This is a genomic window from Paraburkholderia sp. BL17N1, assembly GCF_003634175.1.
In the GTDB taxonomy this organism is placed as follows: Bacteria; Pseudomonadota; Gammaproteobacteria; order Burkholderiales; family Burkholderiaceae; genus Paraburkholderia.
In genome coordinates, this window is record NZ_RBIW01000003.1 from 550844 (window position 1) to 564097 (window position 13254).

General features: G+C 62.0%; 8 protein-coding genes and 4 pseudogenes. 4 read left to right on the plus strand and 8 right to left on the minus strand.

Features of this window, described 5'->3' with window-relative positions; all coding sequences use genetic code 11:
• Window positions 1-29 precede the first annotated feature (29 nt).
• Window positions 30-1280 (plus strand): ABC transporter substrate-binding protein, encoded by a 1251-nt coding sequence (locus B0G82_RS38480; RefSeq protein ID WP_121311423.1) that lies wholly within the window; start codon window positions 30-32, stop codon window positions 1278-1280.
• A 301-nt stretch (window positions 1281-1581) separates the two neighbouring features.
• On the opposite strand, the pseudogene B0G82_RS38485 reads toward B0G82_RS38480, so the two are convergent.
• From B0G82_RS38485 to B0G82_RS38500, 4 genes and pseudogenes are all read right to left on the minus strand, one after another.
• A pseudogene (locus B0G82_RS38485) lies at window positions 1582-1983 on the minus strand (tyrosine-type recombinase/integrase); the annotation flags it as partial.
• Between the two features lie 27 nt (window positions 1984-2010).
• A pseudogene (locus tag B0G82_RS40940) lies at window positions 2011-2241 on the minus strand (IS3 family transposase); the annotation flags it as partial.
• 141 nt (window positions 2242-2382) lie between these two features.
• On the minus strand, window positions 2383-2733 hold the full coding sequence (locus B0G82_RS38495; protein ID WP_121311425.1) for a nuclear transport factor 2 family protein: 351 nt from the start codon (window positions 2731-2733) through the stop codon (window positions 2383-2385).
• 296 nt (window positions 2734-3029) lie between these two features.
• A pseudogene (locus tag B0G82_RS38500) lies at window positions 3030-3173 on the minus strand (IS110 family transposase); the annotation flags it as partial.
• Window positions 3174-3417: 244 nt separating this feature from the next.
• On the opposite strand from B0G82_RS38500, the pseudogene B0G82_RS38505 reads away from it, so the two are divergent.
• A pseudogene (locus B0G82_RS38505) lies at window positions 3418-4292 on the plus strand (site-specific integrase).
• A 21-nt stretch (window positions 4293-4313) separates the two neighbouring features.
• Complete coding sequence (locus tag B0G82_RS38510) at window positions 4314-5483, plus strand: IS91 family transposase (protein WP_121311426.1); 1170 nt, start codon at window positions 4314-4316, stop codon at window positions 5481-5483.
• 638 nt (window positions 5484-6121) lie between these two features.
• Here the strand turns inward: B0G82_RS38510 and B0G82_RS38515 are convergent.
• Complete coding sequence (locus B0G82_RS38515) at window positions 6122-7252, minus strand: IS110 family transposase (RefSeq protein WP_121311562.1); 1131 nt, start codon at window positions 7250-7252, stop codon at window positions 6122-6124.
• A 1623-nt stretch (window positions 7253-8875) separates the two neighbouring features.
• Between B0G82_RS38515 and B0G82_RS40260 the strand changes: the two genes are divergently transcribed.
• Window positions 8876-9013, plus strand: coding sequence for a hypothetical protein (locus B0G82_RS40260; RefSeq protein ID WP_199730274.1), 138 nt, complete (start codon window positions 8876-8878; stop codon window positions 9011-9013).
• 646 nt (window positions 9014-9659) lie between these two features.
• Here B0G82_RS40260 and B0G82_RS38530 read toward each other — a convergent pair.
• The 3 genes from B0G82_RS38530 to B0G82_RS38540 are packed head-to-tail and all read right to left on the minus strand — an operon-like array spanning window position 9660 to window position 13149.
• A complete protein-coding gene (locus B0G82_RS38530; RefSeq protein WP_121311427.1) occupies window positions 9660-10394 on the minus strand; it encodes an MmgE/PrpD family protein in 735 nt (244 codons plus the stop codon).
• Between the two features lie 2 nt (window positions 10395-10396).
• The gene (locus tag B0G82_RS38535) at window positions 10397-11740 is read right to left on the minus strand and encodes an MmgE/PrpD family protein (RefSeq protein WP_121311428.1); all 1344 of its coding nucleotides are present in this window, start codon (window positions 11738-11740) and stop codon (window positions 10397-10399) included.
• On the minus strand, window positions 11737-13149 hold the full coding sequence (locus tag B0G82_RS38540; RefSeq protein WP_121311429.1) for an MFS transporter: 1413 nt from the start codon (window positions 13147-13149) through the stop codon (window positions 11737-11739). The genes B0G82_RS38535 and B0G82_RS38540 overlap by 4 nt, the downstream gene beginning before the upstream one ends.
• Between the last annotated feature and the right edge of the window lie 105 nt (window positions 13150-13254).

Genomic DNA, 13254 nt, shown 5'->3' on the forward strand with positions numbered 1-13254 from the left:
TTTGTTCGGATGTCTGGAGGAGATAGAAAATGAAAATCCGCAAGCTTATGGGCGCACTTTGCGCGGCCGGTCTTCTGTGTAACATGGCAGCGCCTGTGCAGGCAGCCGAAGCTTTGTCGGTGTTGCACTGGTGGACCTCAGGCGGCGAATCAAAGGCCGTTGGCGTCCTCAAGGACGACATGCAGAAGCAAGGCTATTCGTGGAAAGACTTCGCCGTCGCGGGCGGTGCTGGCGCCGCTGCGATGACCGCACTGAAGACCCAGGTGATCTCGGGCAACGCGCCGTCGGCGGCACAGATCAAGGGGCCACTGATTCAGGACTGGGCCGAACAAGGCGTGCTTGCGCCGATCGACTCTGTCGCCGGAGACTGGAAGAAAAGCCTGCCGCCACAGATCGACAAGATCATGCGCACCGACGGCCACTATGTCGCAGCGCCCTTCTCCGTGCATCGCGTGAACTGGCTTTACATCAACAAGGCGGCGCTCGACAAGGCAGGCGGCAAGGTGCCGACGACATGGCCGGAATTTTTTGCGGTCGCTGACAAGATGAAAGCGGCAGGCCTCGTACCGGTCGCGATGGGCGGTCAGCCCTGGCAGGATCTGACGCTGTGGGAAAGTGTGGTGCTCTCGCAGGGCGCGGACTTCTACAGGAAAGCTATCGTCGATCTAGACCAGAAGACGCTGACCTCCGAGAAGATGATCCAGGTATTCGATACGGTGCGCAAGATCGAATCATATTTCGATCAGGGCCGCACCGGTCGCGACTGGAATCTGGCCACCGCGATGGTCATCAACGGCAAAGCGGGCATGCAGTTCATGGGTGACTGGGCGAAAGGCGAATTTGCGGGCGCGGGCAAGAAAGCGGGAACCGATTACATCTGCGCGGCGGCGCCGGGTACGGACAAGTCCTACACGTTCAACGTCGACTCGTTCGTGTTCTTTCAGCAGAAAGGCCAGAAGGACGCGACACCGGGTCAGCTTGCGCTCGCAAAGACGATCATGTCGCCGGAATTCCAGGAGCAGTTCAGCCTATACAAGGGATCGATCCCGGTTCGCCTCGGCGTTTCGATGAGCAAGTTCGATGACTGCGCGAAGAAGTCGTACGCGGATGAACAGATGGCAATCAGTGCCAATACTTATGTGCCTTCGCTCTCGGGCAGCATGGCTCAGCCGGATGCGGCCGCTGGCGCGATCACCGATGTCGTGACAAAGTTCATGAACTCGAACCAGGATTCGAAGAGCGCGGTCGAGGCGCTCGCGAAGGCTGCAAAGACGAAGTAAGGGAGTGGCAACTGCCCGGCTGCGGTTTGGTCGTGACCGCACGCTGTAAAGGATGCCTGTCGAAGCAGACCGGCAGCAATAATGGCTATAGCGTACCGCGCTCCGCTCCCTCGGGGGAGCGGCTGCTCGAGTGTCTGGATTGCTGTGCCTATGGATGGCGGGCTCGGCCGATGAAGGAACATTCGTCCGCGCGAAATGAATGGTCGGTTGGGGGAGGTATGCGACGTCCGAACGGCCGGACAACGGTGCGGGCGAATGTCACCTCCTGGCCGACAAGCGCACGCTCGCCGGCCACCGGCGGTCATACATCCGTTTGCTCGGCCATCTCGAGTGCATCGTCTACCTCGATCCCGGAGTATCGCACGGTGCTCTCAATATATGTATGACCCAACAGCAAATGGACGGCGCGCAGGTTCTTGGTGCGTCGATAGATCAACGACGCTTTCGTTCTTCGCATGGTGTGCGTGCCGTATGCGGTGTCATCAAGTCCGATCGACGCGACCAAACGATGAACAATGCGCGCATACTGGCGCGTCTACACATGAGCTGAGGCATGCAGTCGACTCGAAAACAAATAGTCGGCTGGCTTCAATCCCCGCGCCGAAATCCAGGCGGAGACACTTTGACGAGTCTGCTCCGTGACTTCAAACTGCACTGGTCGGTGCGTTTTCTGTTGCATGAAAGTCGCGCGAGCTACGACATGAGGTCGGAATCCGTGGACGCCAACAGGTTAAGCAGCGATTTTACGCAAATGGAATCGATGCGTGAAAGCGGCTGGCGACAGATAGTCCAGACGCTCCTGTGTGCGCGGCCGGTTATAAAAGATCCCGATGTATTCCGTGATTTATTTGCTGGCCTGATCGCGGGTCGCGACCTTGCGATGATCGACGAGTTCATTTTTCAGCTAGCCCCAGCATGATTCTATGGGTGCGTTGCCGAAGCAATTTCCACGTCGTCACACGGGGACGATCTGGTCACTCGCAAGATCGACCGGCAACACGACCCGGGCCCCCACCTCCGTCGGCGGTGCCGCGTTCGCCGTGCACGTGCTGCTGCCGCTCTTAGGCACGACAACAGCGCGCTGCGCGTCAATTCGGGCTGATCAGAAGAAGCCTGCCATATAGGTGAACCGACCCTGGTCGTCGGGGCGCACAAAGTTGTAGCCCGTCGTCACCTTGGTGCCGTCGGCCTTGAACAGCGACCAAACAGCCAGCAGCTTGTCCTCCTGCGCCAGGATCTGGTCAGTGGTGAAGTAGACGCCCGGAAAGCCCTGCTGGAACTTCGCGATGTGTGCGTTTAGTCCCGCGCGGGTGTTGCCATCGCCGGCGGGGTTGGTGAACACCACGTCGTCGGCGACGCTTTTTTCGAGGAGACGGACGCGTTCGTCTTCGACGGTCGATCCGTAGGCCGCCATGTAGGCGTTCCAGTTGTCTTTCAGAGTTTCGAGATTCATCTTCTTTCCTGCCGTGGCTTTCGTGGAGGCTCGTTCGAGCGGGGTCGTTGATACATTCGAGGTCCAACGGAACGAAGTCTAGGCAGTGGACTCAGGATGGTAAATAATCAGATCGTTATTAAACGTTACGTAGCGTCCAGACCTGCGTGGATCCACTGCTCGATCTCATCCGCTTGCTCCGCCCTCGCGCCGCCCTGTTCGGCGCGGGCTTCGACGCCTTCGGCGAGTGGCGGCTCGACTTCCGCAAGCGCGACGATCTGCTCTTCTGCTGGGTCGAACAGGGCGAGTTCCAGCTGACGTTTGCATAAACGATCGATATCCGCCTTCAGCGTTCCGATTTTGCCCAACAGTTCGACGTCGCCCATATCGATCGCGTACGCCACCGTGATCGACTCCTTGTGAACATCCAGACCGACAAACACCGTGCTATCGTGGTTCACGCTGGCCTCCGCGCTGGAAATCGCCGGGGTGTGCCCTGTGCACACCGTGCGGCTCTGGCAGTGATGCTAACCCGCGTTTGGTTCCTCACGGCGGGCCAGCCACTGGCTCACGGAAAGTCATACTGCCTAAACCGCTCGCGCGGTAGGGGCTACGATCCGACGCTGGAGGTGAAGGTCAAGCCGGTCACGCGGTTTATGTTGGCGAACGAGGCAATCCGCCTCGCTCTTCAAAAGGAGCCGAATCATGACCTCCTTACCGGCAAACGTCAGCCCATTGCGCCAACGCATGATCGACGACATGCGCATGCGCCAGCTAGCCCCCAGGACGCAGGACGTCTATCTGCACATCGTGCGCGAGTTCGCCCGGTTTCTCGGGCGCTCACCTGACACGGCCACCGTCGAGGACCTGCGCCGCTACCAGCTCTATCTGGTCGATCACGGCACATCGGCCGTGTCGCTGAACCACGCGATCACCGGCCTGAAGTTCTTCTTCACCGTCACGCTCGACCGGCCCGAACTGATAGTCAGGATGCAACCGGTGCGCGTTCCCCGCATATTCCCGTCGTGCTCAGTCCCGACGAAGTGCGGCGGCTGATCGAGGCAGCCGGCAACCTCAAGCACCAGACTGCGCTGTCGGTCGCCTACGGTGCCGGGCTGCGCGCGAGTGAAGTGGTAGCGCTGAAGGTCACCGACGTCGACAGCGAACGCATGACACTGCGTATCGAGCAGGGCAAGGGCCGCCGCGACCGCTACGCCATGCTCTCGCCGGTGCTGCTCGAGCGGCTGCGCGTATGGTGGCGCATGGCCCGTGCGCAGGGCAAGATGTTTGACGGCGGGTGGCTGTTTCCCGGGCTCGATCCACTCGACCAGTTGAGCACGCGACAGTTGAACCGCGCCATTCATGCCGCCGCCGAAGCCGCGCACATCGACAAGCGTGTATCCATGCATACCTTGCGCCACAGTTTTGCGACGCATCTCCTGGAACAGAAGGTGGATATCCGCGTGATCCAGGTTCTGCTCGGCCACGCCAAGCTGGAGAACACCGCACTTTATGTGCAGGTGGCCACCGACCTGCTGCATGAAGTCACCAGTCCACTGGACCGCCTGCCTCCTGGATAAGCCCATACCCTGCAGCATCTCATGCTGGAGGTTGCGGACATCTTCCGCAGTCACGGGCCAGAGTGGCGAGCCACGACACACCTGAGCCTGGGGCAACTGAAGGTCATGTCGGCCATCGAACGGTGCCGCACGGCAGCGCTGGGCGGACACGTGCTGCGTTGTTCCGGCTGCGCTGGCACAGAAGTGTCCTTCAACTCGTGCCGGGACCGGCATTGCCCGAAGTGCCAGGCTAGCGCCGCACACCGCTGGCTGGAGGCTCGCCAGACCGACCTGCTACCTGTCGAGTATTTCCACATCGTCTTCACGCTGCCCGCGCCCATCAGTGCGATCGCCTGGTACAACAAACGGATCATCTACGGCCTGCTGCTCGACGTCGCCGCCGACACGCTGCGCACGATCGCCGCAGATCCCAGACACCTCGGGGCACGGATCGGCGCCACGCTTGTGCTGCACACCTGGGGCTCGGCTCTCACACATCACCCGCATGTGCACGGCATCGTCCCCGGTGGCGGACTGTCGCCTGACGGCGAACGCTGGATCGCCTGCCGCCCCGGCTTCTTCCTGCCCGTGCGCGTCCTCTCACGCCTGTTCCGGCGCCGCTTCCTCGAAGCACTCGCAGACGCACACAGGCGCGGCCAGTTGCAGTTCTTCGGCGAGTACACCGGCCTCGCTGATCCCGCTACCTTTGCCCGGTGGCTTGCGCCGCTACGTACCTGCGAATGGGTGGTCTACGCCAAACGCCCGTTCGCCGGACCCAAGGCAGTGCTCGAGTACCTCTCACGCTACACACACCGCGTCGCCATCTCCAACCAGCGCCTCGTCGCCTTCGATGGGCGCGGCGTGACGTTCCGCTGGAAGGACTACCGCGCGAAGGGACACACCCGCTACAAGACCATGACCCTCGAAACCGGCGAATTTATGCGCCGCTTCCTGCTCCATGTGTTACCCAGTGGCTTCCATCGCATCCGTCACTACGGATTGCTCGCCAACCCGGTGCGCCGCGCCAGACTCGCGCGGGTGCGCGATCTGCTGCACATCGCACCCGCGACCAGCCCATCACCGGACCACGCCATCATCGAAACCAGGCCCGTCTTCATCTGCCGGCACTGCGGCGCACCGATGATCGTCATCGACATCCTCGCGCGCAGCGCCCCGATCCGCGCTCCGCCCATGCGCCTGGATCAGCCATGAACCTCACGGCTCCTCGAACTGCCTGTCCAACGTTGGCTTTGCGGCGACGCGGCCCACGAACGGACGTATGCGCGCGTCGCTTCGCGATGTGCTTCGTGCGCCCGCTTCATCATCCCGAATACGCAACTGCACCGCGTCGCGATGGCGTTAGTGCCCGATCGGCTTCTCGCCAGACTGTGTCGCACCCGACATCACTGAACATCCCGCGCTATCAATCGCCATAGCCGCGAAAGCTCCAACCGCATTGGGGTACTCCGCGGTTTCCTCCATCGGGCTTATTCGACGCCTGCCGGCACGCGCCGAGGTACCGTCACGTTCCTGTGGCCGACGGCAGGCATCGAATAACCCTGATATGCCTTTCCTTGTCAATCGGGATGTGTGGTTCGCAATGTTCCCATACGCAATTGAATTCCCTGAGGGCGACGTAGCAGTAAATCTCGACGGTGAATCATCCTGATATCCGCGGGTTGGTTACCGCATTACAGTGGACCGTCTCATGAGCCTGCCGCATTCTTAAGCCGCAAGTCGGGTGATATCCGTTGCGGGATTATGCCGTGGGTTGCTCGAGTAACCGGGCTACGCCGCCTTCAGGAAACTCGTGAATCTATAGGGATGATGAGCGACGTGGTGCTTGGGAATCAGGTTGCCTCTCTGCGATAAGGTATCGCGAGCGACATCGCCAGCCGCCCGATGTCCCAGATGAAGCCCGACAGCTCGCGGGCAACGGCCACGACCGTGGTGTTGGAATGCTTGCCACGCGCGGCCAGCCTCCTGTACCGACGACATAGTCGAATCTGCGCGTCCCAGGCGCGGTCAATGATGGCCTTGGGAATGCCTTCATGCCGACGCTGAATGTCGGTGCTGACACGTGCCGGGTGCCGGTAGCTCCAGGCGGCCTCCACAAGCAGCTTTCTGGCATAGCTATTGCCGGTCTTGGTGATGCTGCCCTGCCGTCGCTTGTCACCCGATGAGTGTTCTGACGGGGTGACGCCGAGCCACGCCATCAATTGACGTGGATGCTCAAAGCGTGACAGATCGCCGAGTTCGGCGAGCATTCCAACGGCCGTCGTGAACTGCACACCGCGCATGGCCTGCAGACCCAGGACGGCCGGATAGAACCGCCAGTTTGTGACTGCCTCACGCAAGGCGGTTTCAACACGCTGGCATTGCGCGAGCCGATCTTCAATCGTGCGCCGAAGTTCCTCGAACGCGAATTGTTGCCATTCGCTAGCGAACGAGTACTGGCTCACCCAGCGCCGATGAGCTGGCCCCCAGTCGGCGTGACCGGTATAGCGTACATCGTGCGCAAGTAGGAATGACTTGAGCCGTTGCCGCGCCTGCTTCAAATCATCTTTAGCCGTCATCCACGCTCGGGCGAGGTCGCGAAATGCTTCGTCCTCGACGGTCGGCACGTAGACAGCTGACAGGTCCCCGGCCCGTAGCGATCGCACAAGCTTGACCGCATCGCGCCGATCTGTCTTGACACGCTCTCCGGGCTTTTGGGGAATCAATGACGGTGCACACACCATGCAGTCGAATCCCTTCTGCACGAGTTGACGGTATAGCCCATAACCGCATGGCCCTGCTTCATAGACAGCCACCACGTGTCGTGCTTTCGATTGCAGACGCTTGCACAGGCGGTCGATATCGGTTCGCGTCGTACCGATTCTGCCGAGCAGTTCGACCTCGCCCGAGCCAAGGGCGTAGGCGACCGTGATCGAGTCCTTATGAACGTCCAAACCGACGTACACAGTGCTATCGTTTTCCATGCTTTGCGACACGTGTCGCCGTCTGCCGGACGTAAACCGGTTGAGGTATTGGATGGCAAAGCTCCTCCCTGTCTTGTCGCACTCCGCCGCCATTGCTATTTGCGGCAGAGCTGTGACCTGCTGTACGACCAGCAGTTGCCTACCAGGACATGCGCGATGGGTAACTGTCGGGTGTGAAGCTCTTGGGACAATGTACTTTTCGAATGACGGCTCATCTCGGTGACGAGGGGGCCGACACTGCAAGCAGCAACGCGGTGTGAAGGCTAGGCAAGTTCCGAACGCACAACGTAAGTGAATTGCCGCTCGAATCCTCGAAAAAACGGACAAGCCAAAGCTGCTGATAGGCTTGAACCAAAAGGTGAATGGCCGGTTACTTCCTTAGCGTGTGGAAGTACGTCGTCGAAGCGCCATCGGGGAACAGGCAGGTGCTAACCGGATAGGCCCACCGACGTGGGTCGGCAAGGATGGGAACGTGGTAAACCCGATTTCTCGCCTTCATTCCAGTGAACCGGTATGAAGGCAGGCAATCCGCAAGGAAAGCTGTTGGGGGAGCGGGCATGGGATTGCGGAAAAAGCGAACGGCGGCCTGTAATGGGCCGCATAAGGGTTCAAGATTTGCCCTGACCTGAAAGGGTGCCCACTTCCGCATGGTGCAGCTGTCGTATGCCATCGTCTGAGATTCGACGAGAGGAAGCCTGGAAGAGACCGGTATCACTGCGGTTCGGCGCCTCTCGCCTTGCAATACGGTGAATCAACGATGAGACGTATGCGAAGTCCATGTGTAGTCAACATGGTCGGTGTCTGGACGACACTTAACGCTGTGCTTGAGCGCAGTGCGGTGAAAGTCGCACGCTGCGTTCTTAGGGGGCGGCGACGCAGCAATGCGTTGCTGCTACCCGCCGGCCTCCGTGCCGGAAATCGCCGGGTGTGGCGCCGTCCACACCGTGCGGCTCTGGCAGAGATGCTAACCCGCGCTTGATTCGTCACGGCGGGCCAGCCTCTGCCTCATGGAAAGTCATAGTGTCTTAACGCACCCAGCCGCTCATGACCTGACGGCGGGGAGCCGTACGATGCAAAGCGCATCAGTCAGTAGTCGGCCAGGAGCCGCCGCTCGAGGTCGCCATCCAGTTTGATCGGCCAAGGTCATGTTTGCCCTTGCTCAATGGCCGGTTTCTGGCGAGCGAGTTGCAGGCGGGAGCCGCCTCAACCCCGCCAACATGCGCCACCCACCGGCATCATCAGTCGGACATTCGAACGACTGCGGCAAACCGAAAGCCGCCGCTGGCCGTCATCGGCGCAACCTCGCAACGCGCTTCGGAGTCTCCGGAAATCTACCATTCCGGACGACGCTATCGAGTAACGCATTTGCGTAGACTGTGCGTTCGAAACGTACGTGACACGCGGCGCGGGTTGCCATTGTCATTGGAGCTGCCCACTGAATAGGCGCATCGATTGCGAGGGCATTCGCGCAGAATGGTTGCTTCGTCTACGTGACTGACATCAACGATGCGCGTGGCGGAAACGTTGCGGTATCCATGGTCAGCGGGCTGCGTACCGGTCGCTTGACGTCAGGATGGAAGACAATCGGCAGCGCGCAGGTCTTGGCGGAGCGTGGCCGCCTGGATGTATTTGGTCAACAACGCCGGAATTACCGGCTTTGCGGCTCAGGTCGCGCCGCACGATCCGGTGCACGCGAGCCTGGAAGACTGGCGCGCAGTGCATCGAATAAACGTCGACGGCGTGTTCCTCGGCTACAAGTAAGCCATACGAGCGATGCAACGCTGTGCTCAAGGCTCAATCATTAACAGCTCGTCGCGCTCTGGCCTGGGCCGCATTCGAGGGGCCGCTGCTGCATCTGCCTCATCAAAGGCCGCACTTCGCATCCATACGAAGACGGTCGCACTCTACTGTGCAGGGCAACGCCTCAAGGTCAGGTGCAATTCGATTCAACTGCAGCGAACTTCACGCCCATTTTGGAACCCATGCTGGGCATCGGCGCTGGCCGCGAAGAACGAAGGCGGCACTTGAGCGGGATACGCCCCTTCGACGGCTCGGTATGCCTGATGAGGTTGCCGCTGTCACGTAATTGCTGGCCTCCTCGCAGGTTCGGCGGCGACACCTGACGTGATCGCAGACGGTGACAGGTCGTAAGGCCGCTTACCGCCACTAACACTCGATTGCGCCCGCCGAGCTTCGCGACGTAGCGCCGCAGAACAACGAAACCGGCAGGAACAACGAAAAAGCCCAGGAATCGCGCGACTATCCCGGGGCTGCATGATCACGAATTGTGGCGGTTATGGTCGGCGCATGCCGTTAGGGTGGGAAAATTCTCCACTCGATCGCCGCGCCAAGCGCACGGTGACGCTGATAGGGAATATCGACGGGAACGCGGGCGCTGGCTGGCGCCCTAGCTCACCGACACCCAGCAGGTGCCGATTCCATCGACGATGCTAACGGCATCGAAGCGATACGCCATCAGCGCAGCCAAGCCGCGCCGTCCGTCGATCGAAGCGGGCGCACTCGTAAAGCCATGCTTCGCGATTAGTGCGGCTTCGATGGCATCGGCGGCCGCCTTACCCGTCTCCAGCGCGCCTATCGCGCTTTGCACATTGTGTGCGAGTCCGGCTGCCTGAGTGGCGGCGACACCCATCGCATGACGCGTGCGTGTTGCGTCGAGCCCATACAGCCGCGCGGCCACGAGCACGGCGCCGAGCAGACCGGTAGCCGAAGCCACGTTCCATCGCGCGCGGAATTCCGCGCTGTCCACCGCAGCGAGCAGACGCGCGGCGGCTTCGATTCCGATCGCCGTGGCTTGCACCATGTCCGCTTCGGATGCGCCGGTCGCTTCGCCGACGACCACCGCTGTGGCGAGCACCGGCACGTCTGGTTTCATGGCCGCGCTAGCGAGCGTGGCACCGAGCGTCCACGCGCGCACGCGTAGATCGTCGGCGCTGCTGCCTTGCGAGAGCAACAGCGCGGCCAGTTGCGATGTCACAGCGTTGCCGTCATGCAGGTGTGTGCGCGCTTGCGCCACGCGTGCACGCGCGGCCTCGACCGCAGCAGAGGCGTTCGCGCCGAGCGGTCCCACGGCAAAGGCGCTCAGGGCATCGGACACGGCAGAATGTTGAGTAGGTTCATGCATGATTAGTTCTCCTGCGGTGCGCACAGCGCAAACAGCGTGTCGAGCGAAGAGGCGGCATCGAGCGATTCCACGGCGGCAGCCAGCCGCGCGGCGCGGCCAACGCCCAGCACCGGATCGATCAGCAGGCGCACCTTTTCCATCAGTTCATCCTGGGTGAGCGGCCGCGCGAGGCTGCCGCGCGCGTGTTCGACATGATGTTCGAGCGCAGCGCCGCCCTTGAGCGTCACGCGAATGAACACCTCGTCGCGATTCACCGTCGCATCCGGTGCGAGCTTCGTGAGCGCTCGAATGCGCCGCACGTCGTCCTGCACCACGCGCGCGTCCTCGTACTGCGCGAGCCCCACGCGTTTGTCGCAGAGCGCCGCGGCCACGCCATGAATCGCGCTGAAGCGGGCCTGCAGCCCGTCTTTCGGCTGCGGGTTGCCCATCAGTTCCGGCACGAGCGGGTGGCAGCGCAGCGTGATCGTTTCGATTTCATCCACCGCGTCGACGCGCGGTGCGATGGCGAGGCCCGCATCGATGGCCGGATGCGCGACGATACCGCACGGGTAGGGCTTGTACGTGTTGAAGAGCAGTTCCCAGCGCTCGCCCCACGCGCCGTTCATCTGTTCGAAGTCAACGCGCGTCGACATCGAGTGCGAGTAACCGCCCTGCGCTTCGAAGATGTCGGCGGCGGCCTGCTGGCCCGCGAGCGCGAGACGCGCGGCTGCGATGCCGTTCGATGCGGCCTTGCCCGGGTGGTATGGCTTGGCCATCGTGCCGAATGCTTCGCGCTGGCCGACGAACATCGACGTGGCGATCGCGACGGCCTGCGCGAGTTGCGCTTCGTCCAGGCCGAGTAGGAGCGCCGCGGTCGTCGCGCAGCCAATCACACCGCACGTGCCGGTGATGTGCCAGCCGCGATCGTAGTGTTCGGGCGAGATCGACACGCCGACGCGCAGTTGCGCTTCGCAGCCGAGTGCGAACGCGGTAAGCGCGGTGCGCCCGTCCGGTCGTGTTTCCGGCGCAAGCGCAGTGAGGACCGCGAGGACGGACGCAGCCGGATGGATCACCGTCGCAAGGTGGGTATCGTCGAAGTCGTCGAGATGGCCCGCGAAACCTGTGGCGAGCGCGGAAAAATGGGCATCGACGCGCTCGGTGCGGCCGGGCACCGGCGCACGCTGCGCGACGCCGAGTTCCTGCGCCGCGGCGAGGATCGCATCGACGCCCGCGTGGCGCGATGCACCGATGGACGTGCCGATCACATTGATGAGCGAACGCTGCGCCTCCTGCGCGACGTTTCCAGGCAGCGGACGCTGTGCGAGGGCATACAGGCCGTGCGCGAATGCGGCGGCAATCGAACTCATTGAGACAACTCCTCTAAACGGACGCCGTTGGTGCGCGGCCCGAGGGCACTCACCATCACGACGATGACCAACATCGCTGACGAAATCAGCACGAATACGGCAGGCACGCCCGAGTGCTTGAGCAGTGCCGCCACCCAGAAGCCGACGAAAATCGAACTCACGCGGCTCCAGCTAAACACGAAGCCGACGGCGCGCGCGCGGATGCGAGTCGGGTACAGCTCGGCCTGATAGGTGTGGAAGATCCCGATCAGCCAGTTGTTCGCGATCGTGACGGCCGCGCCGCACAGCAGGATCGGCAGCGGGTCGCGAACCATGCCGAACAGCACACCGGCCACGGCCACCACGACCGCGCTGCCCACCAGTTGCCACTTGCGCTGCACGCGCTCGGCGAAATACATCGCGCCGAGTGCGCCGAGCGGCGTGGTGAACGCGATCACCATGGTGTAGAGCAGCGAGTGCGTAAGGGTGATGCCCTTCGTGAAGAGCAGCACGGGCACCCACGCGCCGAAGCCGTACACGCCGAAGGTCTGGAAGAAGTTGAAGCAGGACAGCATGATCGTGCGCGGCAGGTAGCGGCCCTTGAATATTTCCGACCACGATCCCGTGTGTTCGTCGCTTGCGCGCGGCGCGAGAGCAGACGGCGGCGGAAGCTTCTGACCGGTTTCGGCAATCACGCGCTGTTCGATGTCGTCGACGATGGTCTGAGCTTCCGCGTGACGTCCCTTGCTTTCGAGCCAGCGCGGCGATTCGGGCAGCCCGCGGCGCATGAACCAGATCAGCACGGCGCCAGCCGAGCCGCAGATCATGACCCAGCGCCAGCCTTCGAGCCCGAGCGCCGTGTACGGCACGAGCAGATATGAGAGCACAGCGACGGTGGGCACCGATGTCAGAATCACGAGGATGCTGAACGCCGAATAGCGGCCGCGCGTGTGGCTTGGCGTGAGTTCGGAAATGTAAGTGTCGACAGTGATGAGCTGCACGCCGATGCCGAGACCGGCCACGAAGCGCCAGATGTCCATGCCGATCGGCGTGGTCTGGAAGGCCGCCACGAACGTCGCGATCGAATAGATCAGCATAGCCGCCGTGAACACCGCGCGGCGGCCGAGGCGGTCGGTGAATCCGCCGAGTGCGACCGTGCCGATGAACATGCCGGCGAAGAACGAGCCGAGGAAGCTGGCGAAGCCGTGCACGTCGAACATGCTCGATGTCGTCGCGCGGTACAGGCCGCTGTGAATCAGCCCCAGGGAGATATAGGCGGCCATGAACATCTCGTAAAACTCGAACCAGCCTCCGATGGCGATGCGTGCCACGAGCCCTCGGAAGTAGCGTGTCGGCGGCAGGCGGTCGAGGCGCGCAGATACGCTCGCCGCGGTCGCTCCCGCCACGATGGCGTCTTGCTCCAGGTACATGAAAGTCTCCGATGTTGTCAGGTGCGGCTTTTGTAGTGTCGACACTTCATTCAGTGTACCGGCAATTCGCGTCGCGCTTCAAGATAAAATGCGCTAAGTGTATAC